Annotated in this window: 18 protein-coding genes, 1 tRNA gene and 1 other RNA gene; 7 read left to right on the top strand and 13 right to left on the bottom strand. The window is 64.0% G+C overall.

Annotated features, from left to right (window positions below; all coding sequences use genetic code 11):
• Positions 1-99 precede the first annotated feature (99 nt).
• Positions 100-1,047: a FecR domain-containing protein gene (locus tag NTD88_RS22570; RefSeq protein WP_262154044.1), complete on the bottom strand. Its 948-nt coding sequence runs from the start codon at positions 1,045-1,047 to the stop codon at positions 100-102.
• 1 nt (position 1,048) lies between these two features.
• Positions 1,049-1,549: a sigma-70 family RNA polymerase sigma factor gene (locus NTD88_RS22565; protein ID WP_262154045.1), complete on the bottom strand. Its 501-nt coding sequence runs from the start codon at positions 1,547-1,549 to the stop codon at positions 1,049-1,051.
• Between the two features lie 143 nt (positions 1,550-1,692).
• Here NTD88_RS22565 and NTD88_RS22560 point away from each other — a divergent pair, with 143 nt between their 5' ends.
• Positions 1,693-2,700 carry a zinc-dependent alcohol dehydrogenase family protein gene (locus NTD88_RS22560; protein WP_262128018.1) on the top strand — a complete coding sequence of 336 codons (1,008 nt, stop codon included), beginning with the start codon at positions 1,693-1,695 and terminating at the stop codon, positions 2,698-2,700.
• Between the two features lie 34 nt (positions 2,701-2,734).
• On the opposite strand, the gene NTD88_RS22555 is transcribed toward NTD88_RS22560, so the two are convergent.
• Positions 2,735-3,364: an HAD family hydrolase gene (locus NTD88_RS22555; protein ID WP_262154046.1), complete on the bottom strand. Its 630-nt coding sequence runs from the start codon at positions 3,362-3,364 to the stop codon at positions 2,735-2,737.
• 136 nt (positions 3,365-3,500) lie between these two features.
• On the opposite strand from NTD88_RS22555, the gene NTD88_RS22550 reads away from it, so the two are divergent.
• Complete coding sequence (locus NTD88_RS22550; RefSeq protein ID WP_095159971.1) at positions 3,501-3,713, top strand: PLD nuclease N-terminal domain-containing protein; 213 nt, start codon at positions 3,501-3,503, stop codon at positions 3,711-3,713.
• Positions 3,714-3,733: 20 nt separating this feature from the next.
• Here NTD88_RS22550 and NTD88_RS22545 read toward each other — a convergent pair whose 3' ends face one another.
• Positions 3,734-4,348: a LysE family translocator gene (locus NTD88_RS22545; protein ID WP_095159970.1), complete on the bottom strand. Its 615-nt coding sequence runs from the start codon at positions 4,346-4,348 to the stop codon at positions 3,734-3,736.
• A gap of 138 nt (positions 4,349-4,486) precedes the next feature.
• On the opposite strand from NTD88_RS22545, the gene NTD88_RS22540 reads away from it, so the two are divergent.
• The gene (locus tag NTD88_RS22540; protein ID WP_095159969.1) at positions 4,487-4,939 is read left to right on the top strand and encodes an Lrp/AsnC family transcriptional regulator; all 453 of its coding nucleotides are present in this window, start codon (positions 4,487-4,489) and stop codon (positions 4,937-4,939) included.
• 140 nt (positions 4,940-5,079) lie between these two features.
• Here NTD88_RS22540 and rtcR read toward each other — a convergent pair whose 3' ends face one another.
• Positions 5,080-6,693 carry an RNA repair transcriptional activator RtcR gene (gene rtcR, locus NTD88_RS22535; RefSeq protein ID WP_262154047.1) on the bottom strand — a complete coding sequence of 538 codons (1,614 nt, stop codon included), beginning with the start codon at positions 6,691-6,693 and terminating at the stop codon, positions 5,080-5,082.
• Positions 6,694-6,972: 279 nt separating this feature from the next.
• Between rtcR and NTD88_RS22530 the strand changes: the two genes are divergently transcribed.
• From NTD88_RS22530 to NTD88_RS22515, 4 genes are all read left to right on the top strand, one after another.
• A tRNA-OTHER gene (locus NTD88_RS22530) sits at positions 6,973-7,041 on the top strand.
• A gap of 349 nt (positions 7,042-7,390) precedes the next feature.
• Positions 7,391-8,536, top strand: coding sequence for a slipin family protein (locus NTD88_RS22525; protein ID WP_095159967.1), 1,146 nt, complete (start codon positions 7,391-7,393; stop codon positions 8,534-8,536).
• 32 nt (positions 8,537-8,568) lie between these two features.
• On the top strand, positions 8,569-9,789 hold the full coding sequence (locus NTD88_RS22520) for an RtcB family protein (protein WP_095159966.1): 1,221 nt from the start codon (positions 8,569-8,571) through the stop codon (positions 9,787-9,789).
• Between the two features lie 13 nt (positions 9,790-9,802).
• A complete protein-coding gene (locus NTD88_RS22515) occupies positions 9,803-10,603 on the top strand; it encodes a nucleotidyltransferase domain-containing protein (RefSeq protein WP_262154048.1) in 801 nt (266 codons plus the stop codon).
• 65 nt (positions 10,604-10,668) lie between these two features.
• Here NTD88_RS22515 and NTD88_RS22510 read toward each other — a convergent pair whose 3' ends face one another.
• From NTD88_RS22510 to NTD88_RS22475, 8 genes are all read right to left on the bottom strand, one after another.
• The gene (locus NTD88_RS22510; RefSeq protein ID WP_095159964.1) at positions 10,669-11,460 is read right to left on the bottom strand and encodes an outer membrane protein OmpK; all 792 of its coding nucleotides are present in this window, start codon (positions 11,458-11,460) and stop codon (positions 10,669-10,671) included.
• Positions 11,461-11,709: 249 nt separating this feature from the next.
• Positions 11,710-12,675: a 2-oxoglutarate and iron-dependent oxygenase domain-containing protein gene (locus tag NTD88_RS22505; RefSeq protein WP_262154049.1), complete on the bottom strand. Its 966-nt coding sequence runs from the start codon at positions 12,673-12,675 to the stop codon at positions 11,710-11,712.
• A gap of 223 nt (positions 12,676-12,898) precedes the next feature.
• Entirely contained in the window at positions 12,899-13,981 is a 1,083-nt protein-coding gene (locus NTD88_RS22500; protein WP_262154050.1) for a BMP family ABC transporter substrate-binding protein, read from the bottom strand.
• Between the two features lie 173 nt (positions 13,982-14,154).
• Complete coding sequence (locus NTD88_RS22495) at positions 14,155-15,081, bottom strand: ABC transporter permease (protein ID WP_095159961.1); 927 nt, start codon at positions 15,079-15,081, stop codon at positions 14,155-14,157.
• Between the two features lie 60 nt (positions 15,082-15,141).
• Positions 15,142-16,242, bottom strand: a complete 1,101-nt coding sequence (locus tag NTD88_RS22490; protein ID WP_262154052.1) for an ABC transporter permease — start codon at positions 16,240-16,242, stop codon at positions 15,142-15,144.
• 12 nt (positions 16,243-16,254) lie between these two features.
• Positions 16,255-17,790, bottom strand: a complete 1,536-nt coding sequence (locus NTD88_RS22485; RefSeq protein WP_262154053.1) for an ABC transporter ATP-binding protein — start codon at positions 17,788-17,790, stop codon at positions 16,255-16,257.
• 264 nt (positions 17,791-18,054) lie between these two features.
• Positions 18,055-18,446: a transfer-messenger RNA gene (gene ssrA, locus NTD88_RS22480) on the bottom strand.
• A 95-nt stretch (positions 18,447-18,541) separates the two neighbouring features.
• On the bottom strand, positions 18,542-18,820 hold the full coding sequence (locus NTD88_RS22475; RefSeq protein ID WP_095159715.1) for a hypothetical protein: 279 nt from the start codon (positions 18,818-18,820) through the stop codon (positions 18,542-18,544).
• Positions 18,821-18,925 lie beyond the last annotated feature (105 nt).

Genomic DNA, 18,925 nt, shown 5'->3' with positions numbered 1-18,925 from the left:
TGTTCCCGCCCAAAGGGCCGGGCATCGCCTCTGAACGCCGCGTTATTCCGTAGCCGTGCTGCCGACGAAAAATGGCCACCCCCGCAGCGAATTTATTTTTCAGGCGGCTTCGATGCTGACCCAGTAGCGGGTCAGGTAACGCACCTTGACCGGCAGCGCTGCACCGAGGTTTTCCAGCAGGGTGTCGGTGTCGTCGACGGGGAACGCGCCGGACAGGCGCAGGTTCGCCACCGCCTCAGCACAGCGCACCACGCCGGGCCGGTAGCGGCGCAATTCGGCGACGAAGTCGGCCAGGCGCCACTCGATCACCGTGAGCATGCCCTGGGTCCAGGCGTCGGCTCCCGGCGCGGCGGCGCCGGCTGGGGCGATGTGCTGGCGGTCGAAGCGCACGCTCTGTCCGGCGTCCAGGCGCAGGCTTTGTTGCGGTTGCCCGTGCGTGCGGATTTCCACCGCGTGCTGCTGCACGCTGACCCGGCTGACGCCATCATCGCTGCGCACGCAGAAGCGGGTGCCGAGGGCGCGGACGCGGCCTTCGCGGGTCTGCACGATGAACGGCCGGCCGCGTGGGTCGCTGGCGGTCTGCACGCTGATTTCGCCGCTGTGCAGGCGCAGCAGGCGTTGCTGGTCGTCGTAGTCGATGTCCAGCGCGCTGTCGGTGTTGACCTGCAACAGGCTGCCGTCGGCCAGTTCGATCCGCCGCCGCTCGCCCTTGCCGGTGCGCACGCCGGCAAACAGCGCCTGGGCGGGTGCGCTGTCCTGGGCGATCCAGCCGCTGGCACCGGCGGCCAACAGCAGCGCGAGGGTCTTGAGCACCGCACGGCGGCGGGCGCGGACCCCGGCGAGGGTCGGCAGCGCGACTTCCACCGGCAGCCGGCCCATCTGCGCCTGGACCTTTTCCACCCGCGCCCAGGCCCGGGCGTTGGCCGGGTTCTGTCCCAGCCAGTCCTGCCAGGACCTGAGCAAGGCGTCGTTGGGCGTCCCGGCGTTGAGCCGCACGTACCAGTTGGCGGCGGCTTCGAGGGTGTGCAATTCCAGTGGCAGGGCCATGTCAGTCTTCCGTGAGCAGCAGGCAGTGGGTCATGGCGCGGGCCAGGTGTTTCTTCACGGTGTTCAGCGACACCCCGACGCGCTTGGCGGCGGCGCTGTAGCTCAGGCCTTCCAATTGCACCGCGAGGAAAATTTTGCGGGTGCGCTCGCCGAGGCCGTCCAGCAGGGTATCCACCGCCACCAGGGTTTCGAGGATCAGCACGCGAGTCTCCGGCGATTCGACCACCCGTTCCGGGCGCGCCGCCAGTTCGGCGAGGTACGCCTGTTCGACGGCGCGTCGGCGAAATTTGTCGATCATCAGGGCGTGGGCGATGGAGCCGAGATAACTGCGCGGCTCGCGGATAGTCTGGGCGTTGCGTGCGTTGAGCACGCGGATGAAGGTGTCCTGCGCCAGGTCGGCGGCATCGCTGGCATTGCCCAGGCGGGCGCGGAGCCAGTTTTTCAACCAGCCATTGTGTTCGCTGTAGAGGGCATGCAGGGCGGCGTGTTCGGAAGTGGACATGGCGAAGGCGAGAGGTAATTGATAATTAGTCGCAATATTGTGGTCTGTTGGTCGATTCTGCAAGCGGGCGCGCTTGACCCCGGTCGGACTCGGGCCAAGACTGCTTGACTGTCCCTTCGCATCGGCTGGATTCAGGAGAACTCATGAGCAAGGCCATTTACGTTCAACCCGGCGGCGGTTACGACAAGGTCGGCGTCGGCAACAGCGACGCCGCCGCCCCGGCAGCGGGCGAGATCACCGTGCGCCTGCACGCCAACTCCCTCAACTACCACGACTTCGCAGTGGTCAGCGGCGTGTGGGGTCCGACCGCGCCACGCATCCCCATGGCTGACGGCGCCGGCGAGGTGATCGCGGTGGGCGCGGGTGTCAGCGAGTTCGCCGTGGGCGATTCGGTGGTCAGCACCTTTTTCCCCGACTGGCTGGATGGCGAACCGCTGGTGGAAGGTTTCGCCACGGTGCCGGGCGATGGCATCGACGGCTATGCGCGGGAAGTGGTGACGGCACGGGCGACCTCGTTCACCCGCGCGCCCAAAGGCTTCAGCCACGCCGAGGCCTCGACCCTGACCACCGCCGGCCTGACCGCCTGGCGCGCGCTGATGGCCGACGATTCCCTCAAACCCGGTGACACGGTGTTGGTGCAAGGCACGGGCGGGGTGTCGATCTTCGCCCTGCAGTTCGCCAAGCTGGCCGGCGCCACGGTGATCGCCACCTCGTCCAGCGACGAAAAGCTGGAGCGGCTCAAGGCCCTTGGTGCCGACGAGGTCATCAACTACCGCAGCACCCCGAACTGGGGCGAGAAGGTGCGGGCGCTGACTGACAACCGCGGCGTCGATCATGTGATCGAAGTAGGCGGCCCGGCGACTCTGGAACAATCGATGACCGCCGTACGCATCGGCGGGCATATCTCGCTGATCGGCATCCTCACCGGGGTGGCGGGGCAGTTGCCGCTGGTCCAGGCGCTGGTGCGGCAGATCCGCCTGCAGGGCGTGCTGGTGGGCAGTCGTGCGCAGCAGCAGGCGATGATCCGCGCCATCGACGCCAACGGCCTGCGTCCGGTGATCGACAAGGCGTTCGAGCTGGAGCAGATCGTCGAGGCGTTCCGTTATCAGGAGAGCAACCAGCACTTCGGCAAGATTTGCCTGAATTTCTGAAGGCAGCCGGCCCGGGCGCAGGCCGACATGCCTGTTACCGGGCGTCCTGCTTGAGGGCGTGCAATACGTCCTGGGCGAAAGCGGTCAGCTCGCGGTAGTCACCCTTGCCGTGGTGACGGTCCAGGAAGAATCCGCGTAGCCCGAAGGCCCGCGGGCCGTCCCGATCGCAACGCTGGGAATCGCCCACCATCCAGTTGGTTTCACCGGGCGATGCCAGCCGCTCGCAGGTGGCCTGGTAGATCGCCTCGTCCGGTTTCATCATCCCCAGTTCGCAACTGAACGCGTAGGCATCCAGCGTCGGATACAGGCGCTGGACCGCTTCGCAGTAAGGGCTGGCGAGGTTCGAGCAGACCGCCACGCGAATGCCCTGATCCTGCAGCAGCGCGACAGCCTGCACGCCATCGGCGTAGGCCTCGATGCTGGCCAGCTCATCGCTCAGCAACTGCTGCAGCGCGCTCAGCTGTTCACGGCTGACGTCGATCCCGAGGGCGTTGGCGGCTTCTTCCAGGGATAACGGAGTCTGCATCAGCCAGCGTGTGTCATCCGCTTGTGGCTTGCGACCTTGCGCCTGGCCTAGCTTCAACAGGCGGCGGTACGGATGCCGGGGGCGGCGGATATGCAGCAGGGTGCCAAAGGCATCGAAGATCACGGCGGGGTGTGGCATCGGCAGGTTCCGTGCGACAGGGAGATGGCATTTGAACATCTTGTCGCGCCGGTGTGCAGCCCGCGCCGGCAACAATCCGAATGAACCCCGACGCGTCTGGCACGCCTAACGTGAACAGCCAAACGGGAGACGTCTTATGGAACACGGCTACTTGTGGATCACCCTGGCGGTGCTGCTGGCGCTGCTGGAAATCTGGGCCATCAAGCGCATCATCGGCAGCACCGTGCGGGCCGAAAGCAAGATGATGTGGGTCCTCTTCGTGGTGTTCGTGCCGGTCATCGGGCTGTTGGTCTGGGGCGTCAACGGCCCCAAATCCCGACCCGACGTGCCGCTGTCCAGGGAAGGCTGAGTGCCCTCAATACAACCGCGTCAGGCCATCAACCGTTCCGACAACAGCACCACGGCGATGGCGATCATCGCCGCGCCGGACAGCCGGCTGACGTTCCGCGCCGCTGAAGGCCGGGTTTGCAGAACGCTGCGCGCGCCGAAACCCACCATCAGGTAAATGATTGCGCAACTCACGGCGTGCAGCAGGCCGAGGGCGATGATCTGCACGGGCAGCGGCCAGTTGGACAGGGGATCGGTGAACTGCGGCAGCAACGCCAGGAACAGCAGGAACACCTTGGGATTCAGCCCGCTGACGCAAAAGCCCTTGATCGCCCAGCTCGACCAGGAGTCCGCCTTCTGCTCGCCGGCCTGTGGCGTCGACGGTTTCCACAGCATGTTGATGCCCATCCACAGCAGATACAGCGCGCCGGCGATGGTCATCACCGACAGCGCCAGCGGATTGCTCGCCAACAAGGCACCGGCCCCCGCCGCGACGATCACTGTCGCCAGCAGATGCCCGGAGAGCAGACCCGCCACCGCCGGCACCACCCAGCGCCCGCGAATCCCTGCGGAGATGGCGTAGGCCCAGTCCACGCCGGGGGTAATCACGAACAACAACGACACCGCCCAGAACGCGGCCAGCACACTGACAGTCATTTGAGGCTCCAGCTTTTTCCTGTGATATGAAGGGCGAGCCGTGAGCCTCGCCGGGTTACCAGAAGAATAAGGAAGCTTGGTCAGGATTATCTTTCGTATATCCTGACGGTCCGCCTATTGAGTGGAAGAACCTTCCAGATGGACCGCATTGACCGAAATATTCTTGCCGAGCTGCAACGTGATGGTCGGCAATCGCTGACCGAACTGGCCGACCGCGTCGGCTTGAGCTTGTCGCCATGCCACCGCCGGGTGCGGGCACTGGAAGAGTCCGGGGTTATCCAGGGCTACCGCGCGTACCTGTCGCCCACCGAGCTGGGTTTGAGTTTCGCCGCGATCGTCTTCGTCACTTTGCGCGAGGGCCACCAGCAGGCGGTTCAGGATTTCGAAGCCGCCCTGCCGGAGATCCCGCAAATCCTCGAAGCGCAGCGCCTGTTCGGCGACCCGGATTACCTGCTGCGCATCGTCACTCGCGACCTGCCGGCTTTCCAGCAGCTCTACGACGAGCACCTGGCGCGGCTGCCCAATGTGCAGCGGCTGAGCTCGACGCTGGTGATGAAGCAGGTGATTCGGGATCGGCCGTTGCCGGTGTGAAAGGGAGGTTTCAGACAGAAAAAGCGCCTTCGTCCTCCGGCGTAATGGACGTATTCCGCGATGCCTATGTGGTCGAGTTCCTCATGAGTTTTACGCATTGAACATCGCGCCAACCGATAGCATTTGAAGCGGCAACCCCCTTATGGCTGCTCCAGCCTCACCCCCTGATCCCACACCAACCCGAACCGCCCCAGATACTTGCGCAACCGGTCCGCATCATTGGGCGTCTGTTTTGCCTGTCGTGAGACGGCGAACAACTGACGTCCGGCCTCGGAAAGGCTGCGGGCCTGCTGGCACACCTCGATCACCGCCTGTAGTTGCACCCGATCGAACAGGTCAAGGTTGTCCAGATCATCCCCCAGCAAGTCCCGCAACGGCTCGCGGGCGGGAGCGCAGCCCCAGGCGTGGCGCAGACGGTCGATTTCTTCCTCGACCAGCGCTTGGTCGATTCGGCCGCTGTCAGCCAGGGTCGCCATGCGCGTGATGGACGCGGACAGTTCGCGGAAGTTGCCGGCCCAGCGCGCTTCCGGCGAATGGGCGAATGCCAGGTAGTGACGCCGCGCTTCGAGGTTGAAGCGCACCAGTCGGCCTTGTTCCTGGGCATGCCGTTGCAGTTCGAAGTCGATGTTCGGTTCGATGTCTTCGCGCCGGCCAGCCAGCCCCGGCAGTTCGAACGTCCACAGGTTGATGCGGGCGTACAGGTCTTCGCGGAACAGGCCTTCGGCGACCCGTTCGCGCAGGTCGCGGTGGGTGCCGGCGATCAACTGGAAGTCGCTGCTGACTTCGCGGTCCGAACCCAGCGGGAAGAAGCGTTTTTCCTCGATGGCCTTGAGCAGCATGGCTTGTTCGTCCGCGCCCAGTTCACCGATTTCGTCGAGGAACAACATGCCGCCATCCGCCGCGCGCAGCAGCCCTTCGCGGGCGTTTTGCGCGCCGGTGAAGGCGCCTTTGATATGGCCGAACAGCGCCGACATCGCGCCATCGCCGCGCAGGGTGGCGCAGTTGACCTCGACAAAGCGGCCCTGGAACTGATGCCGCGCCCGCTTGAGTTCGTAGATGCGCCGGGCCAGGAATGATTTGCCCGCACCGGTCGGGCCGATCAGCAGCATGGGTGCGCGGGAGCGTCCGGCGACCCGCTCGATCTGCTCGATGGAGCGGTTGAACGCGGCGTTGCGCGTGGCGATGCCGGACTTGAGAAACAGCAGGCTTTCTTCGTGCTCGCGCCGAAAACGCGAGGCGATGCGGTCGTAGCGCGACAGATCTAGGTCGATGATCGCCACCCGGCCTTCGGGCTTCTGCTCTTCTTCCCGGCGCCGTGCGGGTGAGGTCTGCACCAGGCGGCCCGGCAGGTAACGCGCTTCGGTCAGCAGGAACCAGCAGATCTGCGCCACATGGGTGCCGGTGGTGATGTGCACGACGTAGTCTTCGTGCTCGGTGTCCACGGGGTAGGCGCTGACGAAATCATGCAGCGCGCCATACACCTCTTCGAAATCCCACGGGTCGCGCAGCCGCATCGGTTGCAGGCGGACTTCGGTCTGCGGCGACACTTCCCGCACGTCGGCGGCAATGCGTTCGGCCAGCCCGGTGTCGCGGGCGTCCATGCCGTGGATCAGTTCCAGGCGGTCGACTTGCAGTTCCGCCTGCTGGCACAGCCCCACGGTCGGCCGCCATTTCCCCCAGCGCGCGGCGCCCTTGCCGACACGGTCGAGGGTGGAGCCGAGGAATCCGATGGCGACTGTTTTCTTCGCTTTCATGAGTTATCCATAAAGATAAATAGCGATAGCAAAATATAAGAAAACATTAGTGCTTACTACGCTGGTTTCGGCCTTTCTGTGTGATGTCTCTATTTAAATTCTATTTAAATCAATAACTTAATATTTATTTAGCGTGCGAAAAATAAAGCTGGCACGCCGCTCGCAATATCCTTCCCGACCATCGCTGATGCAGCCCACGGGCCGAGGTTCACAACCTCGCCGGTGCCCGAGCCCACCCTGGTGTCGGCCTCGTGCATGCCGCTGTATCGAAGTGGGGTCAATGCGATAGCTCAGTTGGTAGAGCAGTCACCTTCGGGTGATCGGCCGCAGGTTCGACTCCTGCTCGCAGTTCGATAGCTCAGTCGGTTAGAGCGGCCATCCCGGATGGCTTGTCGCGGGTTCGATTCCCGCTCGAACACTGCCCTGTTAAGGCAGCTACTCATCACTGCACTACCGCCGGTGTGGCGCAGGGAAAAGCGTCGTCAGCCCACGTGGCCGGCAACGCCCGACCCGATGCCAACGCCGACCCGCCCGGTCCGCTGATCGGGCCCGCGACAAGACAGGCTTCGGCTGGAGGATCCGGCCACAGGGACAGGATGTCCGTATGCCGCGTCTCTTGCGGGCTTCATCGGCGATACCCGGCGGGCCGGCGAACACCGGCACCCTGGACGACGAAATCAGAGAAGGAAAACAGATTATGAAAATGTTCAAGCGCTTTACCGTGAAGAAGAACGAACGTGGCCTGCTGTACTCGGAAGGCGACTTTCTCGCCATCCTCGAGCCGGGCACCCACCGCCATTTCGACTTCCACAACCGCTTGAGCGTGGAGACGTTCAGCCTCAATGCGCCGCTGTTCGAGCACCGTCTGGCCGGTTACCTGCGTCAGTCCGAGCCGGCGCTGGTGGAGCAGTACTTCACCCGCATGGATGTCGGCAGCGACGAGGTCGGCCTGCGTTACGAAGAGGACTGGCTGGTGGAAATCCTCCCGCCCGGCAGCCGCCAGTTGTATTGGAAAGGCCAAGCCGGACAGCGTCTGGAACGGCAGGATTTCAGCCAGGATTACCGGCTGGATGCCGCGCTGGTGGCGCGGCTGAGCCAGTCGAACCTGCGGGGCCGGACCCTGGCAGGGTTGGACGCGGTGTTGATGGTGCAGGTGCCGGCGTATCAGGTCGGCGTACTGAAAGTCGACGGCGTGGTGCTGGAACTGCTGCCCGCAGGGCAGTACGGTTTCTGGCGTTACAACCGTCAGGTCAGCGTGGAATTGATCGACACCCGGATTCAGGCGCTGGAAGTCAGCGGCCAGGAAATCCTCACCCGCGACAAGGTGAGCCTGCGCCTGAACCTGATCGCCAACTGGCGTTACGGCGATGTACTGACGGCTTTCTCGCAACTGAGCAAGCCGCAGGAACACCTGTACCGCGAGCTGCAATTCGGCCTGCGGGCGGCGGTGGGAACCCGTAGCCTCGATGAGTTGCTGGAGAACAAGCAACTGATCGACGAGGCGGTGAACGCCCACCTTGCGGCGCGGTTGGCGGACAGCGGGATCGAGGTCACCGGGTTGGGCGTGCGCGACATCATCTTGCCTGGCGAGATGAAGACCCTGCTGGCCCAGGTGGTGGAGGCGGAAAAGTCGGCCCAGGCCAACGTGATTCGCCGCCGCGAAGAAACCTCGGCGACCCGCTCGCTGTTGAACACGGCGAAGGTGATGGAAGACAACCCCGTCGCCCTGCGCCTCAAGGAGCTGGAAACCCTGGAGCGCGTGGCCGAGCGGATCGACCGGATTTCGGTGTTCGGCGGTCTGGATCAGGTATTGAATGGATTGGTAACGCTGAAGCAGGCCTGAGCCAGGCCTGCGGGCAATGACGGAACACGATGATGAAAGACGCAACCTATCAACTGCTGGAAGTCGCCAACGGCAAGCCGGTGAAAGCCTGGATCGAAGGCGTGCCGCTGGAGCCCGATGCGCGCCAGCAACTGCTGAACACGGCGCGCATGCCGTTTATCTTCAAACACATGGCGGTGATGCCGGACGTGCACTTGGGCAAGGGCTCGACCATTGGCAGCGTGATTCCCACCCAGGGCGCGATCATTCCCGCGGCGGTGGGCGTGGATATCGGCTGCGGCATGATCGCCGCGCGCACCTCGCTGGTGGCGGCGGACCTGCCGGATAACCTGTTCGGCCTGCGCAGCGCCATCGAGAAGGCCGTGCCCCACGGCAAGACCTTCGGGCGCCGCGACCAGGGCGCCTGGGAGCATGTGCCGAACGCTGCTGATCAGGCTTGGTCGGCGATGGCCGGGCGCTTCAAGGCGATCACCGACAAGTACCCGAAGCTGGAGAAGACCAACAACCGTGCGCACCTGGGCACGCTCGGCGGGGGCAACCACTTCATCGAGGTCTGCCTGGATGAAGTGAATCGAGTCTGGTTCATGCTGCACAGCGGTTCGCGTGGGGTCGGCAATGCCATCGGCAACCTGTTCATCGAGCTGGCCCAGGCGGATATGCGTCAGCACATCGCCAACTTGCCGGATCGCAGCCTGGCCTATTTCGAGGAAGGCAGCCGGCATTACGACGATTACGTCGAGGCGGTGGGCTGGGCCCAGGACTTCGCCCGGCAGAACCGCGAGTTGATGATGCAGGCGGTGATTGCTACGGCGCGGCAGGTGATCCGCAAACCGTTCGAGGCCAACCTCGAAGCGGTGAACTGTCACCACAACTATGTGCAGAAAGAGCAGCACTTCGGCGAAGAAATACTGGTGACCCGCAAGGGCGCGGTGTCGGCGCAGAAGGGCCAGCTCGGGATCATTCCGGGCTCGATGGGGGCGAAGAGTTTCATCGTCCGCGGGCTGGGCAACGAAGAGGCGTTCTGCTCTTGCAGTCATGGCGCCGGTCGCACCATGAGCCGGACCCAGGCGAAGAAGCAGTTCACCGTCGAGGACCAGAAACGCGCCACCGCCCACGTCGAATGCCGCAAGGACAAGGACGTGATCGACGAGATTCCGATGGCCTACAAGGACATCGACGCGGTGATGCATGCCCAGCGTGAGCTGGTGGAAGTGGTGCACACGCTGCGGCAGGTGGTGTGTGTGAAGGGGTAGGGAGAACACTGCAATGAACAGAGAAGAGCGACATCCATTGCCCGCCGCGATGCGCGAGCGGGTGCTGGAAGAACTGCGGCGGGTCGAGCGCGAGCAGCAGGTGCGTGTGTTGTATGCCTGCGAGTCCGGCAGCCGCGCCTGGGGCTTCGCGTCGCCGGACAGCGATTACGATGTGCGCTTCGTCTACGTGCACCGGCCGGACTGGTATCTGCGCGTGGAAGAGCACCGCGATGTGCTGGAGCGTCCGCTGACCGACGAGCTCGACCTCAGTGGTTGGGAACTGCGCAAGGCCCTGCGCTTGCTGCGCAAGTCCAATCCGACCTTGCTGGAGTGGCTGGATTCGCCACTGGTCTATCGCCAGGACGAAGCAGCGAGCAGGCGCTTGCGCGAGCTGGCGCTGGAGTTCCATTCGCCGGCGGCGGTGCGGGCGCACTATCTGGCAATGGCGCGGAACCACTACCGCGCGTTTCTGCGCGGCGATGAAGTGCGCTACAAGAAGTACTTCTACGTCTTGCGTCCGCTGTTGGCAGTGCGCTGGATAGACCAGGGACGGGGCGTGCCGCCGATGGTGTTTGAAGAGCTGCTGGCGGCAACCCTCGATGACCCGGTCCAGTGCGCGGAGATCAATGAACTGCTGCGCCTCAAGCGGCAGGTCGGAGAGGCCGCGTGTGGCCCGGTTCGCCCGGTGTTGCAGCATCTGGTGGAAACCGAGCTGCACCGAGCCGAGAGCATGAGCGCTCCGCGCACGTACACAGGAGACGTGTCGAAGCTGGATGCGTTTCTGCGGGAGTGCGTGAGCGCTACGGCTGTTTGATCGGAAAGGCACTGGTTTGCACCGGTGCCTTTTTGGTCTGTCCCAGGCTGCGGTTCACTGGAAGCTCAGAAGTGCGCCTTGACCAACAAGCTGATAGCGCTCTGGTTGGTGCCGCCGAGGATTTCCTCGCCCAGGTAGCTGTTGTCGCTGATCCCGTACTTGTCGCTCCAGTAGTCGTACTCCACGCCTACGTAGAACTTCTCGCCCCAGCCCATGGCCTTGGCCAGGTCGTACTTGATCTGCGGGTTGAAGTGGAAGTTGGCGTGGTAGCTCTTGTCGTTGTCGACGACCCAGTCGATGAAGCCGTCGATCACCACGTTGGAGTTGCCGACCGGCACGGTATAGCTCCACACCGGGGTGATCTGCCAGACGTTCTTGCCGTCGCGCTTGCCATCCGGGGTGCGCAGGTAGGTGTTGAGCTGGAAGTAATCGAAGCCGGGGATGTTCAGGTCGACGGCCGGGCCGATCAGGTAGGCGTCGACATCGTCTTCGCCGAACTCGTAGGTCGCGGCGATCAGCACGTCCTTGATCGGGCCGAACGACAGGTTGGCGCCGCTGATCTTGCCGAGGGACAGGCGCGGGCTGATCTCGCCGTAGAAGCTGTGGCCGTCGCCCGCACCGTTGGTGGCTTCGGTGTTGTACTTGATGCCGTCGACGAAGACGAACAGGTCACCGAAGCTCCAGCCGCTGGCGTGTTCGAAGGTCACGGTCTGCTGCTTGGGCGGATCGACCTTGAAGTCGATGCCGTTGAGGTAAGTGAGGCTGTTGTCCTGCCACAGCAGAAGGTCGCCGGCCATGGCCTGACCGGTTGCCAGCAGACCGCTCGCCAGCAGCAGGGAAGTGGTGGTGCGAGTCATCGAAAGCTCCTGATTTTTGTGTTGTTCAAGCGTTGAACCTGTCGTGTTGGTCAGGCTTTTAATGAGAGAGCAAGAACGGCGCCAATTCCTGTCTTGCCGGACAGAATTGCGGTTTTTTCCGGTGTTTTTTCGTTATTGGCGGTGGGTGGGGCGATGGTGCTGTCACAACAGCGCGCAATGGCCTGGTTGCGCGCTATTGCTCAGGGCGGAGTTGCTTCAGGATGGCGCGTTGCTGCGCCATCGCGGGGCTCAGGCCTTGGTTTCCTCGCGGCGGTAGGCGTAGGTGTCGGCGAAGCGCGAGAGCATGTAGGCGCTGCAGGATACCGGCGGGTACTTGGGCGGGTTATCGCTGCCCGAGCAGTTGGGCAGGCAACTGATTTCGGTGTCCGGGTGCGGCTCGGCGAAGAACGGCATCGAGTAGCGGTCGACGCCCAGCGGGCTGATTACCCGGTGCGGAGTGGACATGTAACGGTCGTTGCTCCAGCGCGCCATCATGTCGCCAATGTTGACCACGTAGGTGCCCTCGATCGGCGGGGCATCGATCCATTCGCCAGCCAGGTTCTGCACCTGTAAACCACCGGCATTGTCCTGATAGAGCAAGGTCACGCAGCCATAGTCGGTATGCGCGCCGGCGCCTTGCTGATCGGCGCTGCTGGCGGTCTGGCGCGGCGGGTAGTGGATCATGCGGAACACGCTGATCGGGTCGGCGAAGCGTTGGTCGAAGAAGTCCTCCTCGATGCCCAGTGCCTCGGCCATGGCGCGCAGCAGGGTCAGCGACAGTTCGTGCATGTCCTGGTAGTGCTGCTGCAACAGCGTCTCCCAACCGGAAATGTCCGGGTGACGGTTGGGGCCGCGCAGCGGTTTTTCCGCGAGCACGTCGGGATGCTCGGCGCTCAGGTGGAAACCCATGTCGAAGGTTTCCTTGAGATCGCTCGGCCGGCTTGGGTCGAGTTGCTCGGTGGCAATGGCGCCGTAGCCACGGTGGTGAGCGCTGCGGGTGATGTCGATACGCAGTTTTTCTTCCGCCGGGCGGGCGAAGAAATCTACCGCGGCGGCGTTCAGTTCGGCGATGCGCGTGGCCGGGATCGGGTGCCCCTTGATGTAGTAGAAACCCCACTGGCGGCAGGCGGCGTCGATCTGCCGGGCCACGGTCTCACGGGCGGCGGGGTCGTCTTGGTACAGCGGGGCGATATCGATGATCGGCAGGGTGTTCATGGTTGGCTCCAAGAAGTGCGGACCCCGGTGTCGATGGGCGGGTCCGTGGTGCTGCGAGTCTTCTCGTACCCATGCAGCGAAGAGATCGGCGGGGCCGATCTTGTGCGCGGTTCTCCGGTAGGAGGGACGGCGACACAGCCTTGAGGCGGCGCGCGATGGGCGCGGCGCGGTTATGAAACAGACGGGAGCGGCTGGCGCTCCCGTCCGGCGTTTGCAGCGGTACTTACTTCGGCAGTTGCGCGGTGATGCCTTTGACGTAGTAGTTCATGCCCGCCAGTTCGGCGTTGCTGGCCACGGCGCCCTCGGCGATCTTGACTGCGCCGCTCTGGTCCAGGATCGGGCCGGTGAACGGGTGGAACGAGCCGTCCTTGATGCTGGCGATGATCTGTTCGGCTTCGCTTTTCACCTCAGCCGGAACCAGGTCGCTGATCGGCAGCTCGACCGTGCCTTCCGCCAGGCCGCCCCAGTAATCCTGGGATTTCCAGGTGCCGTCGATGACCGCCTGGGTGCTCTTGATGTAGTGCGGGCCCCAGTTGTTGACGATGGAGGTCAGCACGGCTTTCGGCCCGAAGTGCGCCATGTCCGAGGCGTAGCCCACGGCATAGACCCCACGGCGTTCGGCGGTCTGGATCGGTGCCGGGCTGTCGGTGTGCTGGAAGACCACGTCGACGCCCTGGTCGATCAGCGCGTTGGCGGCGTCGGCTTCCTTGCCCGGATCGAACCAGGAGTTGACCCACACCACCTTGATTTCGGTGCCGGGGTTGTACTTGTCCAGGGCCAGTTGGATGGCGTTGATATCGCGCAGCACTTCCGGGATCGGGAAGGAGGCGACGTAGCCGATCTTCTTGCTCTTGGTCATCTTCGCGGCGAGGAAGCCACCGACGTAACGGCCCTCGTAGGACGTCGCCAGGTAGGTGCCGAGGTTTTTGTCCTGCTTGTAGCCGGTGGCGTGTTCGAAGGTCACTTTCGGGAACTGCTTGGCGACCTTGGCGGTGGGGTTCATGTAGCCGAACGAGGTGGCGAACACCAGGTCGTAGCCGCCCTTGGCCATGTTGCGGATCACCCGCTCGGCGTCGGCGCCTTCCGGCACGTTCTCGACGAAGCTGGTGTCGACCTTGTCGCCGAACTGCTTGATCAGCGCCTGGCGGCCCTGCTCGTGCTGATAGGTCCAGCCGTGGTCGCCGATGGGGCCGATGTAGACGAAGCCGACCTTCAATGGATCAGCGGCGGAGGCGGACAGCGCGGTGCTCAGGCCGATGGCGGCGGCGAGGGTGCGCAGCAGGTTTTTGCTTTTCTTCTGATGCATCTGGGGTTGGCTCCTGTAGGTCTTTTATAGTGGCCGTGTCGGGCTTTTCCCTTACTGCAAAAAGCTGACCAAGCGGGCAAAAACTGGGTTTTTGCGGGGTGTGGCGGTTGGGGGGTAGCGGATCGGTTCTGGGATGGTGCGTGATGCTTTTCAGGTCGCCTTTTGCTGGTGCATCAGTGCCCCGCCTTCCACGGCTGCCCAAGGGAAACCGGCGCATACAGCCGGGTCTTGATCGCATCCCGCGACAGCACCACCAACACCAGGATGGTCGCCACATACGGCAGCATCGCCAGCAGGTTGGCTGGGAAGCTCACGCCGATTCCCTGGGCCACCAGATGAAGAATGCTGGCCAGGCCGAACAGGTACGCGCCGAGCAGCACGCGGAACACCCGCCAACTGGCGAACACCACCAGTGCCAAGGCAATCCAGCCGCGTCCCGCGGTCATGTTTTCCGCCCACATCGGTGTGTAGGCCAGCGACAGGTAACCACCGGCCAGACCGGCCATGGCCCCACCGAACAACACCGCCAGGGTCCGCACCCGCAGCACCGGCAAGCCCATGGCGCTGGCGGCGTCGGGGTTTTCGCCGACAGCTTGGAGGATCAGGCCGATGCGGCTTTTCAGCAGCACCCAGGCGATCAGTCCGAACAGGACGAAGGACAGGTAAACCAGCACATCCTGGTTGAACAGCATGTGGCCGATGATCGGCAGGTCGGACAGCAGCGGGATGGCCACCGGCTCGAAGCCGGTCAGCGGCTTGCCGACCCACGCCGCACCGACGAAGGACGACAGGCCGACGCCGAAGATGGTCAGCGCCAGGCCAGTGGCAACCTGATTGGCCTGGCAACCGAGCGCCACCAGGGCGAACAGCGACGACAGCAGCATGCCGGCCACGCAGGCCATCAGCACGCCGAGCCACAGGTTGCCGGTGGCGAAGGCGGCGATGAACCCAACCACCGCGCCGAACAGCATCATGCCTTCCTGGCCGAGGTTGAGTACGCCGCTCTTCTCGCACACCAGTTCGCCGAGGGCGACCAGCAACAGCGGGGTGCCGCAGCGCACCATGGCGTAGAGGATGTTGCCAAACAGATCGAGATCCATAGTTGAAGCCTCAGGCTGCGCGCCGCGAGCGGCAGCCAAGCGAAAGAGTGAGTGGGGGCGTCAGGCGTTGGCCGTTTCAGCGAGCGCGGCGCGGCGACGGCGATTCAGCTTCAGCCGTGGCGTGTAGAGGATCAGCACATCGCAGGCGAGCAGGTAGAACAGCATCATTCCCTGGAACAGCCCGGTCAGTGATTGCGGCAGGTTGAGGGTCATCTGCGCGTTCTCGCCGCCGAGGTAGAGCAGCGCCATCAGCAGGCCCGCAGCGAGGATGCCGAACGGATTGAGGCGACCGAGAAACGCCACGGTAATCGCCGCGTAGCCGTAGCCGGGCGACACCTGCGGCACCAGTTGGCCGATAGGCCCGGTGACTTCGCTGACCCCGGCCAGACCCGCCAGGCCGCCGCTGATCAGCAGGGCCAGCCACACCAGACGCTTCTCGCGGAAACCGACGAAACCGGCAGCGCGCTGGTCCAGGCCCAGCACCTTGATCTGGAAGCCGAGGAAGCTCTTGTGCAGCAGTACCCACACCGCGACCAGCGCCAACAGCACGAAGTACAGGCCGATGTGCACGCGGCCGTCTTCGAACAGTGCCGGCAGGCGGCTGGCGTCACCGAACATCGCCGACTGCGGGAAGCTGAAACCGTCGGGGTCCTTGAGCGGGCCGTGGACGAAGAACAGCAACAGGTTCAGGGCGATGTAGTTGAGCATGATGGTGGTGAGGATTTCGTTGGCGTTGAACCGCGTGCGCAGCCAGGCCGCGAGCCCGCCCCACAAGGCGCCGGCGAGGCTGCCGGCGGCAATCACCCAGATCAGCGCCCAGCGGCTTTGCCAATCGATAAGGTGGATGGCCAGCGCGCTGCCGGCCAGTGCGCCCATCAGCAACTGGCCTTCGGCGCCGATGTTCCAGATGCGCGCCTGGTACGCCACGGACAAGCCGAAGGCGCAGAGCAGGATCGGCAGCGCCTTGAGCAGCAACTCGGAGATGCCGTAGAAGTCGCTGATCGGCTCGATCAGCAGGGTGTGGAAAGTCTGCAACGGATCGTGACCCAGCGCGGCGAACAGGATCGCCCCGCTGATCAGGGTCAACAGCCCGGCGAGCAACGGCGAAAGCAGGAGCATGGCGCGCGACTGCTGGGTACGGGGTTCGAGGGATAACAGCATGGTGGGCTCTCGTCAGGCGGCGTCTTGCGGGGCATCGAACTGGCCGGCCATCCAGCCGCCGACCTCCACGGGATGGGTATCGGCGGTGGCCTTGATCGGCGACAGACGCCCGCTGCACAGGGCGCCGATCCGGTCGCTGATCTGGAACAGTTCATCGAGGTCTTCCGAGATCACCAGGATCGCCGCCCCGGCGTCGCGCAGGGCGATCAGCGCGCGGTGGATCGCGGCGGCGGCCCCCACGTCGACGCCCCAGGTCGGGTGCGCGGCGACCAGCAACTTGGGGTTCTGCAGGATCTCGCGACCGAGGATGAATTTCTGCAGATTGCCGCCGGACAGGCTGCGTGCTGCGGTGTGGGCGTCCGGGGTTTTCACCGCGAAGCGCTGGATGATCTCTTCGGCCAGCGCCAGCACCTTGCCCGAGCGGATCAGGCCACGGCTGACCAGTCCCTGTTGGAAGGCGGTAAGCAGGGCGTTGTCGGCCAGGCTCATGTCCGGCACAGCGCCGTGACCGAGGCGTTCGGCGGGAACGAACGCCAGGCCCAGGGCGCGGCGGGCGTCCGGGTACAGGTTGGCCATCGGCTGATTGTCGAGGGTGACGCGCTCGCGTTCGCTGGCGGGCAGGCGCGTCTCGCCGCTGAGCAGCGCGAGCAATTCGTCCTGGCCATTGCCGGCGACCCCGGCGATACCGACGATCTCGCCGCTGCGCACTTCCAGGCGCAGGTGCTCGAAGGACGTGCCGAACGGATCCTTGTTGCGCCAGCTCAGGTCGTCCACCCGCAGGCGCGGCAGGCCGCCGGCGGTCTTCGCGTAACTGGCCTCCAGCCCCTCCGCGTCGCCGACCATCAGCCGCGCCAGTTCCAGGTCACTGCAGCGGGCCGGCACGCAGTCGCCGGATACCCGGCCGCCGCGCAACACCGTGGCGCTGTGGCACAGCGCGCGGACTTCGCCGAGCTTGTGGCTGATGAACAGAATGCTGCAGCCCTCCGCGGCGAGGGCGCGCAGGGTGATGAACAGCTCATCGACCTCTTGCGGAGTCAGTACCGAGGTGGGCTCGTCGAGGATCAACAGCTTGATCTCCTGCATCAGGCAACGAACGATTTCCACCCGCTGGCGCTCACCGATCGACAGGCTGTGCACCAGCCGTTCCGGCTCCAGGCCCATGCCGTAGCGCTGCGACACCTCCCGGATGCGCGGCGCCAACTGCTTCGGCGTACCGGCTTCGCGACCCAGCGCCAGCGCGATGTTCTCCGCCACGGTCAGCGTCTCGAACAGCGAAAAATGCTGGAACACCATGCCGATGCCGAGACCACGGGCTTGTGCCGGGTCGCGCACCTGAACCGGCTGGCCCTCCCACAGCACCTCGCCGGAATCCGGAGCGGTAACGCCGTAGATGATCTTCATCAGCGTGCTCTTGCCGGCGCCGTTCTCGCCAAGCAAGGCATGGATTTCACCGGCGTCGATACGCAGGTCAATGCGGTCGTTGGCCAGCGTGCCAGGGTAGCGCTTGGTGATGGCACGCAACTCCAGGCGCAGGGGGGATTCGGACATGGGACTGCTCGGTGGTGATTGTTTTGAACAGCTTCAAAGCAAAAACATGGCCAAGTGGTCAGATTATTTGCTGGGGCCCGTGTCAGAGGGCTTCGGGGAGGGGTGTCAGAAGATTCTTGCGTGACGGGGTAGGGCGGGTGTGTGGTTTTGGGGCGCGGGGGAGCGCCAATCTGGTGCGGGGCGGGGGCTGTGCGTGAAGCGTTTTGCGCAGGCACAAAAAAGGCACTTTGCGAGATTCGCGAAGTGCCTGATTTGTTTAGCGTTTGGTGGAGCCGGGGGGATTTGAACCCCCGTCCGCCAGTGTTCCGCTGTCGGTACTACATGCTTAGCCGTGTCTACTGAGTTAATCCGCAGCCGCCCGACGGGCAGGGTGCTTTGGACGAGTTGTGTAAGTTTTAGCCGATTCGTCCACAACGTACTGCACGGCGATCCTGTTCTGTATGACAATCACTTCGGGTTTACAGGCATCCCCTGGTGATTGCTGGAGCCGAAGCTACCAGAAGAGCGGGCTCGGCTGCTTACGCAGCGAGAGCGTAGCCCTCGTAGGTTTCGTCATTGGCAACTATAGAAAGTTGCAACAGTGGATTTACGAGTTCTGTTACCAACTCGGCATGCACCTAGAGTTTCACTACCGGCGTCGAATCCTAATCGGCCCCAATTGTTGCTCTCTAGCTGAGCGCCGTTTCCGACGCGTGAGGCGGAGTATACGCCATCATCCGGGCGGCGTACACCGTCGCCCGGATGCGCTGGCTCACTGGTTACCGCCGCCTTTGGTGCTGTCTTCCAGATCCTTCAGGGCCTTCGTGGTGAGGGCGATGCAGTCCTTGTCGTTGCCTGCCGCCTGGGCGGCGCGGGCGTCGTCGGTTTGTTCCTTGACTGACTTGGCGAGGTTTTCCGAGGTCGTGCTGAGGGTGGCCGCTTGATCGTCGATTTTCTGCAGGTTCGCAGCACACAGGTCGTCCGCGGCAAACACAGGGGATGCAAGCAGTGCGGCGCTCATGAACAGTCCGGTAATCACAGTACGCTTCATGTGAATCTCCTTGGCTGGGAAGGCCTCGGGAAGATGGGGCCTATCAGGATGGACTTCGCCGCTTGCCAGGGGTTCAGATGAATCTCGCGGCGGGCCGTTGACCGG

The sequence above is a fragment of the Pseudomonas sp. 20P_3.2_Bac5 genome, assembly GCF_025466035.1.
Classification (GTDB): Bacteria; Pseudomonadota; Gammaproteobacteria; order Pseudomonadales; family Pseudomonadaceae; genus Aquipseudomonas.
This window is presented reverse-complemented; position numbering and strand designations above follow the sequence as displayed.

What these genes read in the sequence shown, in the direction of transcription:
- NTD88_RS22515 (WP_262154048.1), top strand. Translation starts at nt 9,803, where the DNA reads ATGAACAGAGAAGAGCGACATCCATTGCCCGCCGCGATGCGCGAGCGG.
- NTD88_RS22545 (WP_095159970.1), bottom strand. Translation starts at nt 4,348, where the DNA reads ATGACTGTCAGTGTGCTGGCCGCGTTCTGGGCGGTGTCGTTGTTGTTC.
- NTD88_RS22495 (WP_095159961.1), bottom strand. Translation starts at nt 15,081, where the DNA reads ATGGATCTCGATCTGTTTGGCAACATCCTCTACGCCATGGTGCGCTGC.
- NTD88_RS22510 (WP_095159964.1), bottom strand. Translation starts at nt 11,460, where the DNA reads ATGACTCGCACCACCACTTCCCTGCTGCTGGCGAGCGGTCTGCTGGCA.
- NTD88_RS22490 (WP_262154052.1), bottom strand. Translation starts at nt 16,242, where the DNA reads ATGCTGTTATCCCTCGAACCCCGTACCCAGCAGTCGCGCGCCATGCTC.
- NTD88_RS22505 (WP_262154049.1), bottom strand. Translation starts at nt 12,675, where the DNA reads ATGAACACCCTGCCGATCATCGATATCGCCCCGCTGTACCAAGACGAC.
- NTD88_RS22565 (WP_262154045.1), bottom strand. Translation starts at nt 1,549, where the DNA reads ATGTCCACTTCCGAACACGCCGCCCTGCATGCCCTCTACAGCGAACAC.
- NTD88_RS22570 (WP_262154044.1), bottom strand. Translation starts at nt 1,047, where the DNA reads ATGGCCCTGCCACTGGAATTGCACACCCTCGAAGCCGCCGCCAACTGG.
- NTD88_RS22540 (WP_095159969.1), top strand. Translation starts at nt 4,487, where the DNA reads ATGGACCGCATTGACCGAAATATTCTTGCCGAGCTGCAACGTGATGGT.
- NTD88_RS22560 (WP_262128018.1), top strand. Translation starts at nt 1,693, where the DNA reads ATGAGCAAGGCCATTTACGTTCAACCCGGCGGCGGTTACGACAAGGTC.
- NTD88_RS22520 (WP_095159966.1), top strand. Translation starts at nt 8,569, where the DNA reads ATGAAAGACGCAACCTATCAACTGCTGGAAGTCGCCAACGGCAAGCCG.
- NTD88_RS22475 (WP_095159715.1), bottom strand. Translation starts at nt 18,820, where the DNA reads ATGAAGCGTACTGTGATTACCGGACTGTTCATGAGCGCCGCACTGCTT.
- NTD88_RS22500 (WP_262154050.1), bottom strand. Translation starts at nt 13,981, where the DNA reads ATGCATCAGAAGAAAAGCAAAAACCTGCTGCGCACCCTCGCCGCCGCC.
- NTD88_RS22525 (WP_095159967.1), top strand. Translation starts at nt 7,391, where the DNA reads ATGAAAATGTTCAAGCGCTTTACCGTGAAGAAGAACGAACGTGGCCTG.
- NTD88_RS22485 (WP_262154053.1), bottom strand. Translation starts at nt 17,790, where the DNA reads ATGTCCGAATCCCCCCTGCGCCTGGAGTTGCGTGCCATCACCAAGCGC.
- rtcR (WP_262154047.1), bottom strand. Translation starts at nt 6,693, where the DNA reads ATGAAAGCGAAGAAAACAGTCGCCATCGGATTCCTCGGCTCCACCCTC.
- NTD88_RS22550 (WP_095159971.1), top strand. Translation starts at nt 3,501, where the DNA reads ATGGAACACGGCTACTTGTGGATCACCCTGGCGGTGCTGCTGGCGCTG.
- NTD88_RS22555 (WP_262154046.1), bottom strand. Translation starts at nt 3,364, where the DNA reads ATGCCACACCCCGCCGTGATCTTCGATGCCTTTGGCACCCTGCTGCAT.